General features: G+C 42.3%; 22 protein-coding genes and 1 pseudogene. 13 read left to right on the forward strand and 10 right to left on the reverse strand.

Features of this window, described 5'->3' with window-relative positions:
* Positions 1-142: 142 nt before the first annotated feature.
* The 4 genes from ACNS8M_RS02085 to ACNS8M_RS02100 all read left to right on the forward strand — a co-directional run bounded on the left by ACNS8M_RS02085 (position 143) and on the right by ACNS8M_RS02100 (position 3,075).
* Positions 143-928, forward strand: coding sequence for an energy transducer TonB (locus tag ACNS8M_RS02085; protein ID WP_168418526.1), 786 nt, complete (start codon positions 143-145; stop codon positions 926-928).
* A gap of 19 nt (positions 929-947) precedes the next feature.
* Positions 948-1,571: a MotA/TolQ/ExbB proton channel family protein gene (locus ACNS8M_RS02090; RefSeq protein ID WP_004976156.1), complete on the forward strand. Its 624-nt coding sequence runs from the start codon at positions 948-950 to the stop codon at positions 1,569-1,571.
* Positions 1,571-1,975: an ExbD/TolR family protein gene (locus ACNS8M_RS02095; RefSeq protein WP_168418527.1), complete on the forward strand. Its 405-nt coding sequence runs from the start codon at positions 1,571-1,573 to the stop codon at positions 1,973-1,975. Before ACNS8M_RS02090 ends, ACNS8M_RS02095 begins: the two co-directional genes overlap by 1 nt.
* 170 nt (positions 1,976-2,145) lie before the next feature.
* Complete coding sequence (locus ACNS8M_RS02100) at positions 2,146-3,075, forward strand: DMT family transporter (protein WP_168541442.1); 930 nt, start codon at positions 2,146-2,148, stop codon at positions 3,073-3,075.
* A gap of 150 nt (positions 3,076-3,225) precedes the next feature.
* Here the strand turns inward: ACNS8M_RS02100 and ACNS8M_RS02105 are convergent, their stop codons facing one another.
* Positions 3,226-4,473: a YihY family inner membrane protein gene (locus tag ACNS8M_RS02105; RefSeq protein WP_168418529.1), complete on the reverse strand. Its 1,248-nt coding sequence runs from the start codon at positions 4,471-4,473 to the stop codon at positions 3,226-3,228.
* Positions 4,474-4,585: 112 nt separating this feature from the next.
* On the opposite strand from ACNS8M_RS02105, the gene wrbA reads away from it, so the two are divergent.
* Both wrbA and ACNS8M_RS02115 read left to right on the forward strand, forming a co-directional pair.
* Entirely contained in the window at positions 4,586-5,182 is a 597-nt protein-coding gene (wrbA, locus tag ACNS8M_RS02110) for an NAD(P)H:quinone oxidoreductase (protein ID WP_168418546.1), read from the forward strand.
* A gap of 290 nt (positions 5,183-5,472) precedes the next feature.
* On the forward strand, positions 5,473-5,664 hold the full coding sequence (locus tag ACNS8M_RS02115) for a hypothetical protein (RefSeq protein ID WP_168418530.1): 192 nt from the start codon (positions 5,473-5,475) through the stop codon (positions 5,662-5,664).
* 68 nt (positions 5,665-5,732) lie between these two features.
* On the opposite strand, the gene ACNS8M_RS02120 is transcribed toward ACNS8M_RS02115, so the two are convergent.
* The 4 genes from ACNS8M_RS02120 to ACNS8M_RS02135 form a co-directional block, all read right to left on the reverse strand.
* Positions 5,733-6,128, reverse strand: coding sequence for a hypothetical protein (locus tag ACNS8M_RS02120; RefSeq protein ID WP_168541444.1), 396 nt, complete (start codon positions 6,126-6,128; stop codon positions 5,733-5,735).
* A 273-nt stretch (positions 6,129-6,401) separates the two neighbouring features.
* A complete protein-coding gene (locus ACNS8M_RS02125) occupies positions 6,402-6,977 on the reverse strand; it encodes a xanthine phosphoribosyltransferase (RefSeq protein ID WP_168418532.1) in 576 nt (191 codons plus the stop codon).
* 127 nt (positions 6,978-7,104) lie between these two features.
* On the reverse strand, positions 7,105-7,818 hold the full coding sequence (locus ACNS8M_RS02130; protein WP_168418533.1) for a DUF3108 domain-containing protein: 714 nt from the start codon (positions 7,816-7,818) through the stop codon (positions 7,105-7,107).
* Positions 7,819-7,989: 171 nt separating this feature from the next.
* Complete coding sequence (locus ACNS8M_RS02135) at positions 7,990-8,670, reverse strand: hypothetical protein (protein ID WP_168526024.1); 681 nt, start codon at positions 8,668-8,670, stop codon at positions 7,990-7,992.
* A 273-nt stretch (positions 8,671-8,943) separates the two neighbouring features.
* On the opposite strand from ACNS8M_RS02135, the gene ACNS8M_RS02140 reads away from it, so the two are divergent.
* On the forward strand, positions 8,944-9,801 hold the full coding sequence (locus ACNS8M_RS02140; protein WP_171525687.1) for an energy transducer TonB: 858 nt from the start codon (positions 8,944-8,946) through the stop codon (positions 9,799-9,801).
* A 406-nt stretch (positions 9,802-10,207) separates the two neighbouring features.
* Here ACNS8M_RS02140 and ybeY read toward each other — a convergent pair whose 3' ends face one another.
* The 3 genes from ybeY to miaB are packed head-to-tail and all read right to left on the reverse strand — an operon-like array spanning position 10,208 to position 13,301.
* Positions 10,208-10,690 carry an rRNA maturation RNase YbeY gene (gene ybeY, locus ACNS8M_RS02145; RefSeq protein WP_168418536.1) on the reverse strand — a complete coding sequence of 161 codons (483 nt, stop codon included), beginning with the start codon at positions 10,688-10,690 and terminating at the stop codon, positions 10,208-10,210.
* A gap of 43 nt (positions 10,691-10,733) precedes the next feature.
* Complete coding sequence (locus ACNS8M_RS02150; protein ID WP_070155261.1) at positions 10,734-11,807, reverse strand: PhoH family protein; 1,074 nt, start codon at positions 11,805-11,807, stop codon at positions 10,734-10,736.
* A 39-nt stretch (positions 11,808-11,846) separates the two neighbouring features.
* Positions 11,847-13,301 (reverse strand): tRNA (N6-isopentenyl adenosine(37)-C2)-methylthiotransferase MiaB, encoded by a 1,455-nt coding sequence (gene miaB / locus ACNS8M_RS02155; RefSeq protein ID WP_168418537.1) that lies wholly within the window; start codon positions 13,299-13,301, stop codon positions 11,847-11,849.
* Between the two features lie 359 nt (positions 13,302-13,660).
* Between miaB and ACNS8M_RS02160 the strand changes: the two genes are divergently transcribed.
* The 6 genes and pseudogenes from ACNS8M_RS02160 (at position 13,661) to ACNS8M_RS02185 (ending at position 19,883) form a co-directional block, all read left to right on the forward strand.
* Entirely contained in the window at positions 13,661-15,547 is a 1,887-nt protein-coding gene (locus ACNS8M_RS02160; RefSeq protein ID WP_171525269.1) for a lytic transglycosylase domain-containing protein, read from the forward strand.
* Between the two features lie 71 nt (positions 15,548-15,618).
* Positions 15,619-16,266 (forward strand): ribonuclease T2 family protein, encoded by a 648-nt coding sequence (locus ACNS8M_RS02165; RefSeq protein ID WP_228278958.1) that lies wholly within the window; start codon positions 15,619-15,621, stop codon positions 16,264-16,266.
* A gap of 201 nt (positions 16,267-16,467) precedes the next feature.
* On the forward strand, positions 16,468-17,454 hold the full coding sequence (locus tag ACNS8M_RS02170) for a malate dehydrogenase (RefSeq protein WP_168461095.1): 987 nt from the start codon (positions 16,468-16,470) through the stop codon (positions 17,452-17,454).
* A 239-nt stretch (positions 17,455-17,693) separates the two neighbouring features.
* A pseudogene (locus tag ACNS8M_RS02175) lies at positions 17,694-18,950 on the forward strand (YeeE/YedE family protein).
* Positions 18,951-19,217: 267 nt separating this feature from the next.
* Positions 19,218-19,466 carry a DUF2789 family protein gene (locus ACNS8M_RS02180; protein WP_004976204.1) on the forward strand — a complete coding sequence of 83 codons (249 nt, stop codon included), beginning with the start codon at positions 19,218-19,220 and terminating at the stop codon, positions 19,464-19,466.
* A gap of 159 nt (positions 19,467-19,625) precedes the next feature.
* Entirely contained in the window at positions 19,626-19,883 is a 258-nt protein-coding gene (locus tag ACNS8M_RS02185) for a DUF2789 family protein (RefSeq protein ID WP_026438536.1), read from the forward strand.
* A 43-nt stretch (positions 19,884-19,926) separates the two neighbouring features.
* On the opposite strand, the gene ACNS8M_RS02190 is transcribed toward ACNS8M_RS02185, so the two are convergent.
* Entirely contained in the window at positions 19,927-20,454 is a 528-nt protein-coding gene (locus tag ACNS8M_RS02190) for a hypothetical protein (protein ID WP_168541448.1), read from the reverse strand.
* A gap of 96 nt (positions 20,455-20,550) precedes the next feature.
* Positions 20,551-21,153, reverse strand: a complete 603-nt coding sequence (locus tag ACNS8M_RS02195) for a 2OG-Fe(II) oxygenase (RefSeq protein WP_131261017.1) — start codon at positions 21,151-21,153, stop codon at positions 20,551-20,553.
* Between the last annotated feature and the right edge of the window lie 38 nt (positions 21,154-21,191).

Here is a 21,191-nt window from a genome sequence, read left to right on the forward strand (position 1 = left end):
TATTCACACGTGTTATTAAAAAATAGTTGCAAATGAAAACACTTCTCATTTATTATTGCGTTACTTTAATTGTGCTAACCGATCAGTTTGATCGTATAAGCTGTGATGGTTTGGCAATTGCTTTTCAAGGTCGCTGACTTTAATGAACCAATCTCCCAACGCTATGACGCATACATCCCACACCATGAAAAAGAAAGTTGTAACAGCTTTAGCCGTGGTTGCATTGGGACACGTGGGCGTGTTGTGGGCATTGGGGCAGATGCCAACCCCAAGCTTAAAGCCAATAGAAAAAGAACCTTTAAAAGTCCGCTTTGTAAAAATTCAAGAACCTCCAAAACCTTTGCCGCCACAACCTAAAGCTGAGCCGCAACCAGAAAAACCAAAACCGCAGCCAGTGAAAGAAGTGCCAGTGGTAGAAAAACCGTTACCACCGCCACCTAAAAAAGTGGAAAAAGTACAGCAGGTGAAAAAAGCGGAAGCGCCTAAGCCTGTGGCAAAACCCGTAGAAAAACCTGTCGAGCGTGTTGTGAAACCTGCACCTGTAGCGACAGTGACTGAAACTAAGGTGGTACAAGCCGCACCTAAACCAACTCCTGCGCCTGTTGCACCCGCACCTGTCGTGCCAGCCGCACCTAAAACAGTTTCAATTGGTGGGTCAGGGGTGCAATGGAGTCGCTCACCAAAACCAACTTATAGTAACCGCGATTTACAAGGTGAAACCCGAACAGTGGTAGTTCTCATTGAGGCCAATGAAAAAGGCGCAATTACCCATGCACAAATCACCCGTTCCAGTGGTTTACCTGCTTTAGATCAAAAGATTTTACGCGCTGTGCGTAGTGCAAAATTCAAACCGTACAAAGAAAATGGCGTTGCTTATCCAATTCGTGCTGAGCAGCCTTTTGAATTGACATTGAACCCTAACGGCTAACCTTAACAGGAGTTCGAGTATGAACTTTTCCGTCTATTGGCAACATGCAGATGCAGTCAGCAAAACACTGTATTTCGTGTTATTGGCGATGTCGATTGCGACATGGACCATCTTCGCATTACGTTTGATGGGCACGCGCCAATTGAAGCAACAAGCTTATGCTCAACTGTCTCAGGCTTTAAATCAGCTTAAGGCAAAACTGGCGCCACTAAGTTTTGAACAGCGCAAAGCGGTTGCAGAACAGGCCCTATTGCGTCAAATTTCTGTAGAAAAAGCATCGGCAGAAAAAGGGGTGTCGGTATTGGGTACAATTGCCTCACTTGCACCGTTTGTCGGTTTATTCGGTACGGTTTGGGGAATTTTCCATGCACTGGTTGCCGTAGGTAAAAGTGGGCAGGCAGGACTGGCACAAGTCGCAACCCCAGTGGGTGAAGCTTTAATTATGACAGGCTTTGGTTTGGCAGTCGCAATTCCAGCAGTGATTGCCTACAACATTTGCTCACGCGTGAACCGTACCTTATCGAACAATCTGCAAGATCATGCACACAGCTTGTTGATTGATACCATGTTGCAGCAAGATTCATCTGTGCAAAAAACAGAAGTGAAAGCAACACAACAAAGTTTGGTGGGAGGTCAGGTTTAATGGCTTTTCAATTGGGTGAAGACAACGACTCAGGCATGAATGAGATGAACCTCATTCCCCTGATCGACATTATGTTGGTATTGATGATCATCTTTTTGGTGACAGCGACCGTTGCCAACCCATCTATACCATTAACCTTGCCGCAAACGACTGCAGAGATTGTCGATTTACCACCTGAGCAAATTCAGGTCAGTATCAATGCCAATGGTGAAGTGGCGTGGGATGATCAAATTATTAGCTTAGATGAGTTGCAAACCCGCTTTAACAGCGCCAGTCAGCAAGCTCAGCAACCAACGGTGGTGTTAAGAGCCGACAAAGAAGCGCGTTATGATACTGTAGCGCAAGTGATGTCACGTGCGAGTGAAGCCGGACTCAGTGATATTGCTTTTGCAACAGACGATTAAGCCCATATCTTATTTAAAATTAGCGATCTTTTAAGGTCGCTTTTTTTATGCGAACTCACGCATAATGCCAAAATATTTCACCTACTCAAGCGTATTTAATCAACCAAGCTATTTGGGTTGAGTTCGCCGCTTATTTGAAAGTCTATTTTTTGTTTAAATCAGGTTCAGCCATGAGTTCACGCCAAGCACTGGATGCAAAAGCCAGTAGTATGATGCTTATTTTGTGCGTCTTTTGGGGTTTACAACAAGTGGTGCTGAAGCTGGCCGCACCTGATATTTCTCCATTAATGCAATTGGCATTACGCTCAGGTTTATCTGCCATCATGGTGTTGCCTTTGTTGTGGATGGCAAGAAATACGCAATTGCTTGCAGCGCAATATGTGTATCCCGGCATATTGGTCGGGGTGTTGTTTGCCGCAGAATTTTTTATGCTAGGGCAAGCTATTCAATATACCTCTGCCTCGCACGTGGTGGTTTTACTATATACCGCACCTATTTTTGTGGCTTTAGGCTTACATTGGAAACTACCTGCAGAGCAGTTATCTCCTTTGCAGTGGAGCGGAATTATTTTGGCTTTTGTCGGGATTGCGGTTACGTTTTTGTGGCGTGCTGAATCTCAACAGCAAGACTTCAGCCAAATGCTTTTTGGTGATTTACTGGCCTTAAGTGCAGGTATGCTTTGGGCAGCCACCACGATAGCTGTACGTTTAAGCCGTTTGTCTGAAGCACCTGCAACGCAAACCCTGTTTTATCAATTGGTAGGTGGCTTTCTGATTTTATTGCCTATGGCGTATGCACTCGGGCAAGCAGACATTCATTGGACTGCTATTGCATGGGCAAGTTTGGTTTTTCATGCTGTGTTGATTTCATTTATTAGCTATTTGGCTTGGTTTTGGTTGTTGAAGCAATATTTAGCCTCTAGCTTAGGCGTATTTTCATTTTTAACCCCTTTATTCGGGGTGTTGTTTGGTGTTTGGTTATTGAATGAAAGTCTGAGTCAAAGTTTTATCGTCGGGGCAATTTTGGTCATGTTGGGCGTGTTGATGGTCAATGCACAAGGTTGGTTTAAAAATAAAACTCAGGTAAAGCAAAGCAAATAAGCTGTGCTGCTCGGTTTGAATTCGGTTGGGTTGTGGTTTGGCAGACTTTATCTGCAATCAAGCAAAAACCATCTTCAAGCGATTTAGTGAATTGCATACCTAAACTTGAAAATGGTTTTTGCTAAAAATTGAAATGATCTAGATTAGCCGTTATTTCGCTTCAAAAATTTTAGATAACGGAATGGAAAGTTTGGCAGCTAAGTAGTCGTCAGATTCAATTAAAATAGGCCCTAGTTTTTGCATCCATTCATCATCAGGATACACATTGGCTAACTCCTGACGGCGTGGTAAAGAGTAAGGTAATTTTGAATAAAAACTCCAAAAATCCACCTGAGACAAATTACGCACCAACACGAATTCATCATTTTCAGTGCGCTTAATTAAATTTTGTTGTTCCAACATCAATACATAAGATGGCCAGCGTCCAATTTCATTGCGGCCTAAAACATCCAGTGCTTCTGCCTCGCTCACACTCTCGCCACGCATTTGCTTTTTATAGAACAATTCCAGCAAGTCTAAAAGCATAAGTAGGGGATGGCATTTTTTTTCTCGACTGGCTTCAAATGCGGTCAGGGCATAACTAATTTCGACACCTAAGAGTACGATGTTCCAAGACAGAAAAATCCACAGTAAGAAAATAGGCACAGCCGCAAATGCACCATAAATCAGCTCATAGCTGGTGAAGTTGGACATAATAAAACCAAACAGGTTTTTTAATAATTCAAACACCACTGCGCTAAAAACACCTGCAATTAGGGCGGCTTTTACAGGCACACTACGGTTGGGAATCGTCCAGTTTAGAATAAAAAAGCCTAAAACAGTCAGTGCGAATGAAATCAGCCATAAAATAAACGCACCGTTGAGCTCATAACCTGCAAAGTTATTACTGAGTACATTCATAGATGCCAAAGTGGATGAAATAACAAAGGCACTGCCCAGCAAAATAGGTCCTAAAGAAATAATGGTCCAATAACGCATAAAACCCATAATGCCACCACGGGTTTCTTTGACACGCCAAATGCGATTAAACACGGTTTCAATACTGGTCAGCATCATCACTGTGGTAATGAATAAAAACAGAATCCCGATAATCGTGAGGTTGCTAGATTTATCAGTAAAAGCACTTAAGGCTTTGTCGAATGCGATGGTGGTTTTAGGTAAAAAGTTACTGTAAATCAGCTGTTGTAATTGTTGGCGTGCAGGTTCAAGTGCCTTAATGGAAGAGATGATCACTAAAAAAACGGTCAGCATCGGCACAACCGCAAACAGGGTGGTGTAGGTTAAAGAACCTGCTTGTTCACGGCAGCGGTCGGCTTCAAAGCGACGCAGCACAAATAAGACAAATTGAAACCATTTTTTGTCATAGAAGGGCAGTTTCTTTAAATACTCAACAATCATACAGTCGCTGTCTCAATTTTTAATCATCTTTATGTGTTTTCATGTTTAAGCTTAACCAAAAAAGCAGCAAAATACCGTATAGTTTTCATTTTTAGTCTGATTTATTCGCATGATGCAAGCATATATTCTGGTTTTGTACTTTAGTAAATATGGTTCTACTAAGGAAATGGCACATTTAATTGCCAATGGAGTAGAGGCCAGTGGCATGCCTGTTAAAATTAGAACCGTACCCAATATTTCAACTGTTGTACAACAAGCTGAGCCAAGTATTCCAGCAGAAGGCGATATTTACTGTACTTTGGATGATCTGGCCAATTGTTCAGGTTTAGCCTTAGGTTCGCCAACACGCTTTGGCAATATGGCATCAGAAATGAAATACTTTTGGGATCAAACCACCAGTCTGTGGCTGAATGGTGCGTTACATAATAAACCTGCCTGTGTGTTTACCTCTTCAGGTTCGATGCATGGCGGACAGGAAAGCACTTTACTGACTATGTTACCGCCACTTTTTCACCATGGCATGATGATCATGGGCTTGCACAATGCACATCCTGCGTTATCCAACACCAAGACAGGCGGTACACCGTATGGGGCAACTCATGTGAGTGGCCCACGCCACGATCAGGCTTTGAGTCAGGATGAAAAAATCTTGTGTGAAGCACAAGGGCAACGTTTAGGCGAAATGGTGAAAAAGTTACAAGGAATGTAATTTTCTGAATCATTAACTCAGGTGTAAAACGAATAGAATGTTTTACACCTTGATTGTATTTGAGCTTCATTGGCTGCGGTAATTTGAGTATTTTTATTTATGCAAAAAAAACAAATTACTTTTCACGTAAAATCACTATTTTTAGTGATATTCAGTCTTTCACTTTTCACATTTAATAGCCACTTTAAAAGCAGAATTTTCTGTCACGGTTCACGCAGCATTTTTTGTGCAGGTATATGTATTAAGCACAATGGATTGCTGTAAAAATGAGAGATTGAGGAAAAGTGGAAATGAATAAGTTAGTGTTAATTGGTTTAGCTGTATTGAGTTTAGGCTGTTCGTGGTCGAGTGTAGCTGCAACTGAGATTGTACACAGTCTGAACTTCCCCCAAGAACAACCAGCCCAAAAACAACCTGCAGAAGTTCAATATTTAGCAGCTCAAAAGCCAGTAATTGCAGCCGAAAATGTACAAGTAAAATAATAAAAAGATGTGATAAAAGTGCTGTTTTATACAGCACTTTTTTATATGAAAATCTACGTTTGGTGTGTTTAAGATTGGTTTGGTTTGATTTGTTCTTTAAAACGGTGTTTGCATTTCAGACAATGAAAATCAAGAAAGATATTTTGGTCGACAATTACACCTGCTTTTTTACCAAAGCGATGCCCTAAAAAGCCGCCAGTGATTCCAACACTAATTGCACCTACAAAAGTGCCAATGGTACCACCCATAATCACCCCAAGAGGCCCTGCCACAGTACCAATTGCAGCACCAATTGATGCACCAGAGGCAGCACCGCCGACGGTTCCAGCCGCTGTTCCTGCCGAGCCTAATAAGACTCCACCAATTTTTTGTAAGCTTTGTTCATGGTCGCGTTTTTCAACTTGGGTTGAGCCACACTTTGGACAGACGATACTGTGTTCCATCAACGGATTGTCTTGTGTCATGACTGTAAAATGCCTTGTACTGATGCTGTTTGCATAACTGCAAGCAGGATGTCAAAAGAGTGAGTAATCTTTCCCTTCTTTATATTTAAGAGATTTACACACTATTGTTTAAGAGGTTCAGCATGGCGTAGCGCTGTCATTTTGTAAATAAAATATATGTAAATGAGTTGCTTAAGTTTGCAAAATAATAGGGCTAAAAAAAGAGCGCCGTAGCGCTCTTTTTGAGATTTAATTTTGTGTCATGACTAGATTTATTGCTTCTGCGAGCAAGGCTTAATCACGTACAAATTCAACTGTACCATTTGCCAAGGATTTAACACGGGCCAATGACTCGACACGGTAGCCTTTTTCTAAGAGTAATTCACGACCAGACTGGAATGATTTTTCAATCACAATTCCAATGCCGACCACTTCTGCTTGGGCTTGATGAATCAGATCTGCCAGCCCCAGTGCTGCTTGACCATTCGCTAAAAAGTCATCAATGACCAACACTTTGTCGGTAGCATGAATGTGTTTGTTTGAAATGGCGATAGTGCTTTCCGTTTGTTTGGTAAATGAAAACACTTTAGAACGGTATAAATCATCTTTTAAAGTTAAAGATTGATATTTACGTGCAAAAATTACAGGAACGCCCAGTTCTAAACCTGCCATGACTGCAGGTGCAATACCTGATGCTTCAATGGTAATAATTTTGGTGATGCCTGCATCTTTAAATAAACGCGCAAATTCTTGACCAATTTGCTGCATCATCACAGGGTCAATTTGATGGTTTAAGAAAGAATCGACTTTGAGAACCGTCTCAGATAAAACGATACCTTCAGCTAAAATTTTCTGTTCTAGTGCATGCACGGGAGAATCCTCAAGGGCAGGTGCTTTTTAAAGCAAAAGCGTATTTTAAAAAGCACCTGAAAAAATGCAAGAACAATTTACCAAATGGTGAATAGCTGCCGAGTTTGCTCAGCAGCTATGTTGAGAATTAGTTGGTTGGGCCTTTATAACCTGTTAGCAATAATCCATAAGACTTGTCTTTGTCTTGGTGGGTGACTTTTACAGGTAAGTAGTCAAGTTTTGGTGCAAGCCAGAAAATCGTGTCACGGTTAGGTTTGTTGTGTTTAAGAACCACTTTAATGGTGTCAAACGTACCGTAATTGGTTTTGATTTTTTCTGAACCTTGTTTAATAAAGCGACGTGATTCAACTTCTTTGTTGTCAGCAATATAGTAGCTCGACTTTAAACCGCCACTTTTTAAGTCTTCACGAATTTGCAATTCTGCATTGAGTTCATCCAACACACCTGCTTTCCACGCAAACGAGCGTGCATCGCTGTCTTTTTTGGTGTTAATGGTTTTTGCAGCAGGATTAAAATTAATATTCATGGTGTTGTTATGCACCAAAATTTTACTGCTGCGGCTAAAACTAGACGAGCCAATTTTACCGTCATTAAAAGTAAAACGGCTGGTTTCAGTGGCAGATGCAATCACACCTGCTTTGGCTGCAAATACATAATTCCACTGATTGCCTGTTTTGCTTAAGGTACGTGTTGCAGAACCCAAGTTTTTACCATTGTAGTTAAACTGGTAACTAGCTTGGAAAGGACTCATGGCAAATGCTTGGCTAGAGAAACCAGCCAAGAACAGTGCTGTGGACACACCGGCTGCCATACCCATTGTTTTCAATACATGATTTGCCATTGCTGAGATATTTCCTCTGTATGTAGGGAGATGCAATTTGCTTGCTTGTTGCCATTATACGCATTGAATATGAAGAGAAAATTGGAAATTATGCGGCTTATGTAGTTTTCCTGTATGTATTCTCTTCCAAAATTTAACCAAATTTAGTAGATACGATGAGCAAGGCAGGCATTAGCTTTGTTTTTGTTTCAATGGTGTCACTTGTGTATCTTCTAGGGTTTCACTCAGGTCATCCAGTCTTTCTTCAGACATTTTACGGAACAATGCCGTTAAATTGACGTTGCCCATCAGTACCAATTCGGCTTCACGTAATACAGCGTGATTCACGTGAACTTTGCCTAAGGTGTCAATGATCGAGCGGTTTTTGCCTAGCCAGCGGTTTAAGTCCAAATGCAGTAAGTCATCTTTGACTTTAATGACTTTAAGTTTTTCTAAAATCATCCCCAAAGGGTCGTCATTGCGTATTTTTTGATAGTAGAACAAGGCACATTTCACGGCAATTTTATGAAAAACACTTGGATAACTGGCATCAATTACTTGGGTGTCACTGATTTGTTCAAACACAATCAGTTGTGTGTTTTTATTCAGCTCCATCTGTACCAGTTTTAAATCAACCGAAAGGGTAATGTTTAAACCGTTATAGTCCAGCGTAGCGTACAGGCGTAACCAGTCATCGTGTAAGTCTGCATGCAGATCTTGCAACATTTTCACATTATCAGTCACAAAGCGCTGAAAAGTCGCATTTAAGAAGACTTGAGATAATGGAAATTCACGTTCATCCTCAATAAATCCTTCCGCTTTTTGGTACACTTGTCGGATACGTTGAGAGATATTGGTGATCAGGCTTTGCATACGGCGTCCAGGTCGTTCATTGATTCTTTTCAGATACAAATATTTTATCGAATTGTATTAAAAATACAGGCACAGAAGCTTGCAGTTTAGCAAAATAAATTGCACCATTTTTAATATTTTAAGATTCGGCAGTCAGCTTTTTGATGAACTTGGCAGTTTTGAAAAAAGTAAAATCTGTTCAAAGTAACTTGCTCTTAGATTTATACCGCATTTAGCGGCTTGGGGAATCGGACATTTTGTCGGATTAATGTGATGCTAAAAAAAATTCAATTGATGCCTACTTCACAAGAGTGGTGGAAAGACCCTATTTTTGCTGCTGCGTTACTCGTGGCTGCTGTGTTGCACGTGATGATTTTAGCTGTGCAATTTGCTGCACCACAGCAAAGCGATGCCGCAGTCAAAGAAATTGCGGTATCGGTACGTATGAGTGATACAAAAGTTGAAGATGCAGACTTTTTAGCACAGGCCGATCAACAAGGTTCGGGTACTTTCCGAGAAGAACATCGCATGTCTAGTGACATGCCAGCACCTATGACTGAGCAAAGTGCAGGTGAACAGCAGCTGGAAAGCTTAGAGCGTATGCAGCAACAGCGTGAATTAAACTTTGAAGAAAAAGTGTTGATGACCACGCTTAGCTGGCAAAAGCAGGCGGCAGAAAATCAGCGTAAAAAAGCCATGCAGGAATTGAATAGTCAGTTTCAGGCCAAGGCGGCCATGGTTGCAAGTATTGAGGCACAATATTTACAACGCCAACAAAACTTTAGCCGTCAGCAAAAAATTAAAACCATTGATGGAATTCAGGCCAAGCAAGACAACACTGCGGGCTATATGGAAAAATTCCGTCAAAAAGTCGAATTTTACGGTAACCGTTATTATCCTGAACAAGCCAAAGCACAGAATTTGGCTGGCGAAGTCCGTTTGATGGTGATTTTAAATAACAATGGCGGGATTCGTGCCATTCGTTTAATTGAAAGTTCAGGCCATGCCATGCTGGATGAAGCAGCGAAGGCTTCGGTGCGTAAGGCCGCACCTTTTGGTGCATTCGATGCGAAAATGAAAGATATTTCTGAATTACGGATTGTGCGGACGTGGCGCTTTGACCCTGCCGAAGCTGAGTTTGAGGTGCGCTAGTTTTTCCCTCTCTCTAACTCTCTCCCGAAGGGAGAGAGAATTTTGTGTGTAGTGTTAAAATCATAGGATTCTACCCACGTTCTCCTTCCTACGAGGGAATTAGAGGAAGGGCTTTCAGAGGACGAAGTAATAAAAATCTGATCTCTGCAATGTTCTTCTAGTATTTAGCAATCATGGGACTCTCATGATTGTTCTCCCTCCCACTGGGAGGGAGTTAGAGAGAGGGGCTTTCATAGATATAGTAACTACATCTGATTTCTTCTTTGTGCAGCAATGTTCTTGTAGTATTCAGCAATCATAGGCTCTAACTCACGTTCTTCTTCGCGAGGGAATTAGAAGTAGGACAGTTTTCAATAAAAAAGCGAGCCGAAGCCCGCTATTTTTATAGTGTTCTAGAACTTCAAATTTAATCTCTTTCCACGTATGGATTTTCTAAGCCCAACTTGGCAAGAATCTCAATTTCTAAAGCTTCCATTTCTTCGGCATCCTCATCTGAGGTTTCATGGTCGTAGCCCATGAGATGCAGCGTGCCGTGTACCAGCATGTGAGTGAAATGTGCCAAAGGTGTTTTAGCTTGTTCGGCTGCTTCCTGTAAAACCACAGGAATACAAATCACCAGATCACCAATTGGAAAGCTTGGCAACACTTGTGCCATTTCATCGGGTAAATCACTCGGGAAAGACAAGACATTGGTCGATTTGTCTTTTTTGCGATATTCCAGATTAAGCTTGAGACTTTCTGCATGATCAACACAGGCAATCCCAATTTCACAGTCACTTTGGGTGTCTATATGCCTTAAAGTGGTTTCCACCACTTTTTTAAGATAGGCGCGCTTTAATACCAGCTCAGGTGCTTGAATGTCCTGTTGCAGGCTTAGACTTAGTTTCAAAATGAATCCTTAATACTTCAGTAGGTTGCAGAACGCACAGCCACTAGTGCTGTGCATCTGCTGCGGCATCATTTTCCGCAATTAAAGCTTCCTGACGTGCTTTGCGTTCAGCACGTGCTTCGGCACTTAAACGCTGTTGCTCACTGTCCCAGCCTTCGTAGGCTTCAACAATTTTTTGCACCAACTGGTGACGTACTACATCACGTGAGTGGAAACGTGTGATGTGAATTTCATGCACATTTTCCAAGACACGCAGCGCATGAGATAAACCTGATTGCTGACCACGTGGTAAATCAACCTGAGTCACGTCACCAGTAATGACCGCACGAGAGCCAAAGCCCAAACGAGTCAGGAACATTTTCATTTGTTCAGGGGTGGTATTCTGCGCTTCATCCAAAATCACAAAAGAGTGATTTAGGGTGCGACCACGCATATATGCTAGGGGCGCAACTTCAATTACTTGACGTTCAATGAGTTTGGCCACTTTCTCAAAACCCAACATTTCATATAGGGCGTCATAAAGTGGGCGCAAGTAGGGGTCAATTTTTTGGGTTAAATCACCAGGTAGGAAACCCAGTTTTTCACCTGCTTCAACCGCAGGACGCACCAATAGAATTCGCTGAATTTCATTGCGTTCCAGCATATCTACGGCAGCAGCTACGGCCAAATAGGTTTTACCTGTACCTGCAGGACCAATACCAAAAGAAATATCGCTTTGCAAAATACGCTGAACATAACGCTTTTGGTTGGCACCGCGTGGGTTAATACGGCCTTTGCGGGTTTGTAACCAAACAGCATCCAATCCAGTATGCTCTTGCCCATCATCCGATTGTAATTCACGGTCAGTCTGACTGCCTTGAATCATCATGTGGAGCGTGTCTGCACTGATTTGTGCAGAACTTTCCGCTTCTTCATGCAGGCGTTGCAAGAGCGTTTCGGCTCGCTCAACTGCATCAATTTCCCCATCTATAAAAAAGGCGTCACCACGATGGGAAATTTGGACGTCTAGGCGTTGTTCGATTTGTTTCAAATGTCCGTTATAAGCACCGAGCATGCTTTTTAAACGTTCCATTGAAATACCAGGAAAAGTTACTGTACGTCGAATCGCTGCAGTCAAGAGAATTCCTTAATCTGTTATTGGACTTTAGCTCCTACATTACGCCACGTCAGGCTCAAGATTCAAGAGCTCACCATAAACTAAATTCAAAGTTTTAATCTCGGTAATCTCAATCTCCGCAAAGCGTCCGACCCAAGCAGGGTCACCAATAAATGTTACTAAACGTGTATTGTCTGCTGTGCCGACCAAAATGTTCGGATCTTTATCAGAAACATTTTCAATCAGGACACGTTGCACCGTACCCAGCATGGCATCGGTCTTATCAATACTCGATTGTTTGATCCATTGTTGGACTTTGGCCAAACGCTCTTTTTTCACATCTTCAGGTGTGGTGTCTTCAAGTTCAGATGCAGGCGTACCTGGACGTTTTGAATAGATGAAACTGTACGAGTGGTCAAAATCCATCTCTTGAATAAACTGATAAGTTTCTTCAAAGTTTTGATCGGTTTCACCAGGGAAGCCAATAATAAAATCGCTAGATAAATGCATATCTGGGCGCACTTTACGTAATTTGGCAATCTTGTCGATATACACATCAATGGTGTGGTTACGCTTCATGGCTTGTAGCACATCGTTTGAGCCACTTTGTACAGGTAAGTGTAAATGCGACACCATTTGCGGTAAATCACGGTAGCATTGAATTAAATCATCATTAAATTCAAGCGGGTGTGATGTGGTGTAACGAATACGACCAATGCCAGGCACTTCGGCAACTAAACGCAGTAAATCTGCGAAAGTACAAATTTTGCCGTCAAAAGTCTCACCACGGTAACCATTCACGTTTTGACCGAGCAAGCTAATTTCACGTACACCTTTTTCTGCCAAAGTCGCAATTTCAGCCAAGACATCATCTAAAGGACGTGAAACTTCTTCACCACGGGTATATGGCACGACACAGAATGAGCAGTATTTTGAACAGCCTTCCATAATCGATACAAAGGCCTTAAAGCCTTCAACTCGCGGCTCAGGTAGGAAGTCGAACTTTTCGATGTCTGGGAAAGAAATATCCACCAGTTTGATTTTTTCTTTCTTTGGTTTTTCGACCTGATCGTGGTGTTGATCAAGCATTTGCGGTAAACGGTGTAAGGTTTGTGGACCAAAAATCATATCCACATACGGGGCACGCTTTTGAATATTGTCGCCTTCCTGAGAAGCGACGCAACCGCCTACGCCAATCACCAAATCAGGATTTTTTTCTTTCAGCTTACGCCAGCGACCTAATTCAGAAAACACCTTTTCCTGCGCTTTTTCACGAATCGAACAGGTATTCATGAGCAGAATATCGGCATCAGCAGGGTTGCTGGTCAGTACATAGCCGTGAGAATCGCCTAAAAGGTCTGCCATACGGTGACTGTCATACTCATTCATCTGACACCCTTGCGTTTCGATATACAGTTTTTTGACTGAACCGTCGGCTGGGGTGTGCTGTGGCTGGGTAACAGTGTTTTCTGAGGCAGCTTGGGCACCATTGGGGATGAAGGTTTGAACCGTCATGTAGGCTCCTAAGAGATAGTTCACTAAATCGTTTATAAAAAATAAACGTCATTAGACAAAAGAAAGGCGCATATTTTAGCAGGAATTCACGCTAAACTGACAGCCTTAAATCAGCACAACAGCTGATTGAAATATGAAGAAATTTGTTTGAACATGAGTTGTAAGATTAATAGTGTCTAATCAGAAGGTTACATAACAGAACACAACTGCGGTTCTAGACTAATTAAACTAAACCTAAAGATGAGATGCGGACCTCGAGGCGGAAGTAAATGACCGAAAGCAAGCGAATGCTGCAAATGATGAAACAAAATAATAATTTAGCTAAAAAGCTTGCTTTGAGCCTTGTTTCATTTGCAGTCATGGCAAGTACGCATGCGGCAAATGAACAGTTCAATGATGCGTTACGTGCCGCCAATTCAGGTGATGTCGATTTATTGCAGCAGTATCAATACGCCATGCAAAATGATGTATTGGGCTATTATCCTGAATATTGGTCATTAAATACTAACCTTGGCATGCAGCCTGCCACCGCTATTATCCAGTTTGCACAGCGACATCCTCAATCAGCTATGGCGGAAAAATTGGCTGCCGACTATGTCGAAGAAAAAGTTAAACAAGCAGATTTTGGCAGTGCACAACCTGTGCTTGCCTATGTGAGTAATGCCGATCAGGCGGAAAGTTGTGCTATGGCGCAGGTGCGCACCCGTTCGGGCGATCCTTTAGTGCTGGCTGAATATAAAGATGTTTGGCTGACCACTAATTCACAACCTGAATCTTGTACAGGTTTGGGCCGCATGATGCTCTCTAGTCCAATCATGACTCAGCAAGACAAGCAGCAGCGTTTGTGGGGGCAATTGCGTGCAGGGCAGTCAGGGCAAGCTTTGGCGACTGCGCAAAGTTTGGGTATGAATCTGAGTTTGGCACAACTGAACAGTATTCAGGCTAATCCACTGAATTATTTATGGTCGGCCCCAAAAGCCAGCAATGAAGATCACGCTTATTTAATTTATGCCATAGGTCGTTTAGCCGACAGTGATCTGGATTCGGCCTTGTCTTCGCTAAAACGGAGCGCAGAGGGCACACCCGATGCCGTACAAAAAGCGTTGCACCGTGCAGTAGGCTATATTGGCGGCACCACGGTGATGAAAAATAATTTCAACCGTGAAGTGTTAAATGCCTTAGATGCCAGTTATGGCTTGCCATTTAGCCCCGAAGAGGCAGAAATTTATGCCAGACAGGCCATCCGCTTTGGTGCATGGGAAAGTGTGATTCGTGCAGTAGACAGCATGAGTGTGACTCAGAAACAAGAAGACCGTTGGCAATACTGGTTGGCCCGTGCCTCAGAACAACGTGGTGATGCAGCATCAAAACGCAGTGCGCAAAATATTTATAAACAGTTGGCACAGGGCGATGATTATCACAACTTATTAGCAAAAGATCGTCTTGGGCAGCGTTACAATGCCATTCCAGTAAATAGCCAGCCGACAACTAATGATTTGCAGCGTTTAAATCAGGATATTCACTTTAACCGTGCTTTTGCCTTACGTGAAATTAATGCGCCCGCCAATTATGTGAATCGAGAATGGAATTGGGCGGTACGTCAGGCCTATTTAAGACAGGATGATGGTTTGATTTTGGCAGCCGCCAAACGTGCGACCGATATGGGGTGGTACGACCGTGCAATTTATGCAGCAGACCGTACTGTGAATAAGCACAACTACAGTTACCGTTATGCAATGCCACACCGTAATTATGTGGTGAGTCATAGTCAAAATGCAGGTATTGACCCTGCTTGGGCTTATGGTTTGATGCGTCAAGAAAGCCGTTTCAATACTACGGCACGTTCGCATGTCGGTGCGGGTGGACTCATGCAAATTATGCCAGACACGGCACGTTTGGTTGCACGACAAATGGGTGAAACTTACAATCCTGCTGCACTCAGTGATATGAATACCAATATCCGCTACGGTACATTTTATTTGTCGACCATTCAGCGACAATTAAGCAATAGTCCTGTGCTGGCCACAGCAGGGTACAACGCAGGGCCAAACCGTGCACGCCGTTGGCAGCCAGAGTTTCAGCAAATTGCAGCAGACCAATATACTGAAAGTATTCCTTTGCTGGAAACACGTGACTATGTAAAACACGTCATGACCAATGCTACACATTATGGATTGATGTTAGGTCAAGGCGGACAATCTATGAGTAGTCGTATGCAAAGTATTCCATCACGCAATACACCATAGTTAGTGGAATACTCAAGCATGCTATTTGTCATCGAATCACTATTTAGGGGGCAGAATCATTGAAAATGAGGATGGGTACCATTTTGCAGCCAATTCATTTTGCATTGCTCAGTTTGGGTGGTGCTGCTTTGGTCATGTGTACACAAAATGCATTTTCAGCTCCTGTGCAAGGCTATGTGATGTCGGTTCAAATGACTCCAGCCGTATGTTTAATTGATTCAACCAAAAGCAAAAAGCGTAAATGTTTAGAAGGTTACTCGCTGAATATTGAGGGTTTATATCCTGAAGTAGCGACACGTGAATGTAGCACCCATTCATCGGCAAAGTTACCACCGTTACAAGCGAAGGTGGTGGCGCGAGTCATGCCCGATGATGCTGCACGAGTACAGCTTTGGCAGGGGATAGGTGGGTGTGTGCCTATGAATGCTAGTCAGTATTTCCGAATGATCATTAACAATGCAGATCGGATTAATGTGCCTGCGGTATTGACCGGACAAGACACTCAAACCGTACAACTGGGTCAGTTGCGTAGCCTGTTCTTAAAATCTAACTCGGGTATGTCATCCAAAAGCATTCATTTTCAATGCTCGAATCATCAGGGCAGCAGTTATTTAACCGAAATCAAAATTTGCTATAACAGTGCTGGGCGCTATAAGCAGTGTGCTGCCAACATTGGGTCAAATTGCCCAAGTCAGTTTGTGATTAAAGGTTCTTACTAGGTTTTTGAGCGCATTAAATTTGTGGTTTTGAGTCTTTTGGAAATATTTTATTTATATTTTCTATCAGACTTTTGTGGAATTTGATGCGCTTTTGCATGCATCCGCTGAATGATTGGAGTACAATCTTTCGCGTTTATGATTATTAGATTAAATGGACTGACTATTTAATCGCATTGACTATCCTCAACTGGAGATAATTACATGAAGCAACCCGTTCGTGTTGCCGTGACTGGCGCTGCAGGTCAAATTGGTTACAGCTTATTATTCCGTATCGCTAGCGGTGAAATGTTGGGTAAAGACCAACCAGTTATTCTTCAATTGTTAGAAATTCCTGTTGAGAAAGCTCAACAAGCGCTTAAAGGCGTAATGATGGAACTTGACGACTGTGCTTTCCCATTATTGGCAGGCATGATCGGTACTGATGATCCTAAAGTTGCATTTAAAGATGCTGACTACGCTTTATTAGTTGGTTCACGTCCACGTGGTCCTGGTATGGAACGTGCTGACTTGTTAAAAGTGAACGGCGAAATCTTCATTGGTCAAGGTCAAGCATTGAACGAAGTTGCTAGCCGTGACGTTAAAGTTCTTGTTGTAGGTAACCCTGCGAACACGAATGCTTACATCGCAATGAAATCTGCTGCAGACCTTCCTGCGAAAAACTTCACAGCAATGTTACGTCTTGACCACAACCGTGCGTTAACTCAACTTGCTCAAAAAGCGGGTGTTGCAGTTTCTGACATCAAAAACATGACAGTTTGGGGTAACCACTCTCCAACAATGTATGCTGACTACCGTTTTGCGAATGTAAACGGCGAAAGCTTAAAAGACAAAATCAACGATGCAGAATGGAACAAAGACGTATTCCTTCCAACAGTTGGTAAGCGTGGTGCTGCGATCATCGAAGCGCGTGGTTTATCTTCTGCTGCTTCTGCTGCAAACGCTGCAATTGACCACATGCGTGACTGGGCGCTTGGCACAAACGGCGAATGGGTAACTATGGGTATCCCTTCTGACGGTTCTTACGGTATTCCTGAAGGCGTAATGTTCGGTTTCCCTGTAACTTGCGAAAATGGCGAGTACAAAATCGTTCAAGGTCTTGAAATCGACGAGTTCAGCCGTGAGCGTATCAACTTCACGTTAAACGAACTTGAAGAAGAGCGCGCAGCAATTGCTGACATGCTTAAATAATTTAATCTTATAGATTAAATTTAAAACTCGATTAAGAGTTAGGCCAGTCAATTTTATTGACTGGCCTTTTCTTTTCTATGTTCATATTTCTTATAACAATAAGATTGATAAATCAAATTACCTTATATTTATTATCAGATATAAGAATGAATTATCTGCGATAAAATAAGCAGTCAGCCCTACAGCGTAGGGGAAATTGCGTAGAATACGCGGGTTTCCTTTTTCAAATTCTCTCTTCCATGTCTGTTATTGTTGCTGCTTCCCAAAGATCGAATGTTTCGGTTTGGGTGGCTTTTATCTTATTAATTGTGGGTACCTTGGGTGCCTATCAAATTGTTGGTCTGAATCAAGCGCTGTTATTTTTGATTGGCGGTGCTTTGGGGATGACCTTGTATCATGCTTCTTTTGGTTTTACTTCTAGCTGGCGCGTATTTATTAAGGCTCTAGACTAACATATCTATTCTGCTAGTCTAGAGCCTTATTAAAGAAGGGCGTGGGCGTGGGTTGCGTGCCCAAATGATCATGTTGGGTTTGGCGGTATTGCTATTTTTCCCTGCTTTAGGGGCAGGTGAATTATTTGGTAATCCTGTCAAAGGTAATGTAAATCCAGTTTCCATGTCAGTCATGATTGGTGCCTTTATTTTTGGTATAGGCATGCAATTGGGCGGCGGTTGTGCTTCAGGGACTTTGTACACCGTTGGCGGTGGTAGTGCCCGCATGTTGGTGACCTTACTCTTCTTTTGCTTAGGTTCGTTGATTGCAACATCACATTTGGATTGGTGGTTTAACCTACCACATTTAGCACCCATTTCTATTGTAGAAAGCTTTGGGGTGATTCCTGCGCTGTTGTTGAGTTTCGTTATTTTTGCGTTAATTGCAGCCGTGACAGTATGGGTTGAAAAGAAACGCCATGGCAGTTTAGAGGCAGAGCCACAAAGTCAGCAGCACGGCTGGAAACGCTTTCTGAAAGGCCCGTGGCCGTTGATTTGGGGCGGCATTATTTTAACCCTGCTTAACTTTGCTACCTTGGCCTTAGCAGGTCGTCCGTGGGGTGTAACCTCTGCACTTGCAGTTTGGGCTGCAAAAGTGGCGACCTTAGCAGGAATGGATGTAAGTGCTTGGGATTACTGGCAACAACCTGGCAATGCTAAAGCTCTAGCCAATTCACTTTGGCATGACATTACCTCGATGATGAATTTTGGCATCATGCTCGGTGCTTTGCTTGCAGCGAGTTTGGCAGGCAAGTTTGCGCCTAACTTTAATATTCACGTCGTTCACTGGTTGCAGCAGTTGTTGGTGGTCTATTACTTGGCTATGGCGCACGTTTAGCATACGGTTGTAATATCGGTGCTTACTTCAGTGGTATTGCATCAGGAAGTGTGCATGGTTGGTTGTGGTTGGTATTTGCCTTTATGGGGAATGCAATTGGCGTAAAACTGCGCCCGATTTTCTTTCCAAGTGAAAAGCCACAACCTGAAAAATTAACAGGTTGCTAAATTTAAAACTAAACCTATTCAGCCAGTCAGCGTAAATTTTGACTGGCTTTTTATTTCGTGGCTATTTCTCAGCTCTTAGCTAAATATTCGACATCATTCTTATCAACAATTTTTGATTCATTCTTACTTGTATTGCATGCTTTGAAACTTGCACAGAAACAGTTGTGTTGTACAAAAAATAACATGCTGCAACTCGGCTGCTGCTGAATACTTTTATAAAGCGAGTTACAGTCATCTTAATTACAGAAAGAGTTAAAGGAGGATGTCATGTTTGATCAACAACCAACTTTAGAACTGCTATTTCAACAATTGGGTCTAGATGCAGATGATGCTGCAATTGATCAATTTATTCGTGAACATCAATTGCCCGCAGAAACCAAATTACACTGTGCTGAATTTTGGACAGAGGGTCAGCGGCAATTTTTACAAAGCCATTGGAAAAAAGATGATGACTGGGCCATTGTGATTGAAACGCTGAATGAGCAATTGCATAGCGATCAGCATCCAAGTACGTAAATGGTGTGAAGTATGGTTATAAAAAGCTTGAGTGAGAGCAGCTCAAAAAATTAATCACAAAAAGATACAACAAACCCAGTCAAAGGACTGGGTTTTTTATGCAAAGTGTTATAAGTTGGTTCAATAAGGAATTACAAATAAACTAATAAAGGGGGCAAGGTGCTCATGCAAAATACTCCATCATTAGCCATGTTATTCAGCCAGCTCGGTTTAGCCAGTAGCCCTGCAGCCATTGAGCTGTATGTACGTACACATCAATTACCTGCACAGATTAATTTACATGAAGCGCCGTTTTGGAATAAATCGCAACGTGAATTTTTAATTAGTCATTTGGTACAGGATGATGACTGGGCCATTTGGATTGATGAACTTAATCAACAGTTACACTTAGATGCTTATCGTTTGCAAGCAGTATAAAAACCATCTCATATTTATGCTAACGCCTCAATACGAGGCGTTTTTAATGCATTCTGCTTTTAAGCATCTGTTTAAACCACACTTCAGTTTGGTAAGCATTAAAGGCTGGGTGAATCTGCAATAACTCCAAATCAAACTCGGCAGTTTTACTGTATTTTCCTAGCCAATGGCGGCATAGTGCAGTTTCATTTTTACTGGCGCTGGCATAGGCCAAGAAAAAGAAAATATCGCCATGCGCATAATGGGTCATAGCTTTTAAAATTTGCTGGGTAATCAGTGCATATTTGGCATCACGCGTGAGCTCAAAATACATCATATATGCTTTGGCTAAATGCAAAGACAGATTGATATACAGCGACAAGGGCATTTCTTCAAATTCAACACGACCTTGCTCCAACAGCACAATCGCTTCTTGTAAAAAGTAAATCTGCTCTTGGCGCAACTCACTTAAACTGACCAGTTGTAAGCGTAAATCGGCACGTTCCAGCGCCAGTTCTGGGGTGTTCCCTTGTAAGAAAAGTTGGTCGGTTTCACCAATACGTTGAATAAGTTGTTGAGTCGAATGGCGCATTGGTGAATTCCTAGTTGCAATATGGGCTATACATCGGGGCAGATTTGAGCTTTTAAAGCCAAAGCACTGGAAAAACTACAAGCATTTCTAGCAAACTTACCAAAGCGCATTGCCACTGCGTAACCACGCTGTGATGGATAAACGTTGTTGCTTGGCGGGTAAAACTTCATGCAATAAATCACTTTGAAAAATGGCTAATCGGTTTGGTGATGGTTCAATAATATGCCATTGGTCGTGTTTATCTTGTAGGCGGAGCTGACCACCCCAGTCAGGTTGCCATTCGCTATGTAAATAATATACGGCAGAAATCACCCGATCATTTTTCTGTTGAGGGTTGTCACGGTGCAAGGCGTAAAAAGACCCAGTTTGATAACTGGCAAAATGTGCTTCGACTTCACGAATACCCAAATAAAATGCCTGATTGAATTGTTCTGCTAAGGCTAAAAGCGTTTGGGTATGTTGATGGGCTGTGCTTAAGTTTTCATGAATCCATAAAATATGATCACTGCGAATATTGCTGACCACGCCATTTTGAATGGCGGCTTCACGAAACTGATCTAAATTTTGACTACACTCTAGCAGCAATTGTTGCTGATATTCGGGTGAATAAGCATCATCAATTATTGCAAAACCATGTTGATCCAAATCTTCAAGAATTCGATCAACATTCCAGGACTTTGGGAGAAGTGTAGCGTCCATATAAAATACTCAGAAAAAGATGAAATTGAGAGTTGGTT

Origin of the sequence: Acinetobacter sp. A2 (assembly GCF_048537555.1) — a bacterium.
GTDB lineage: Bacteria > Pseudomonadota > Gammaproteobacteria > Pseudomonadales > Moraxellaceae > Acinetobacter.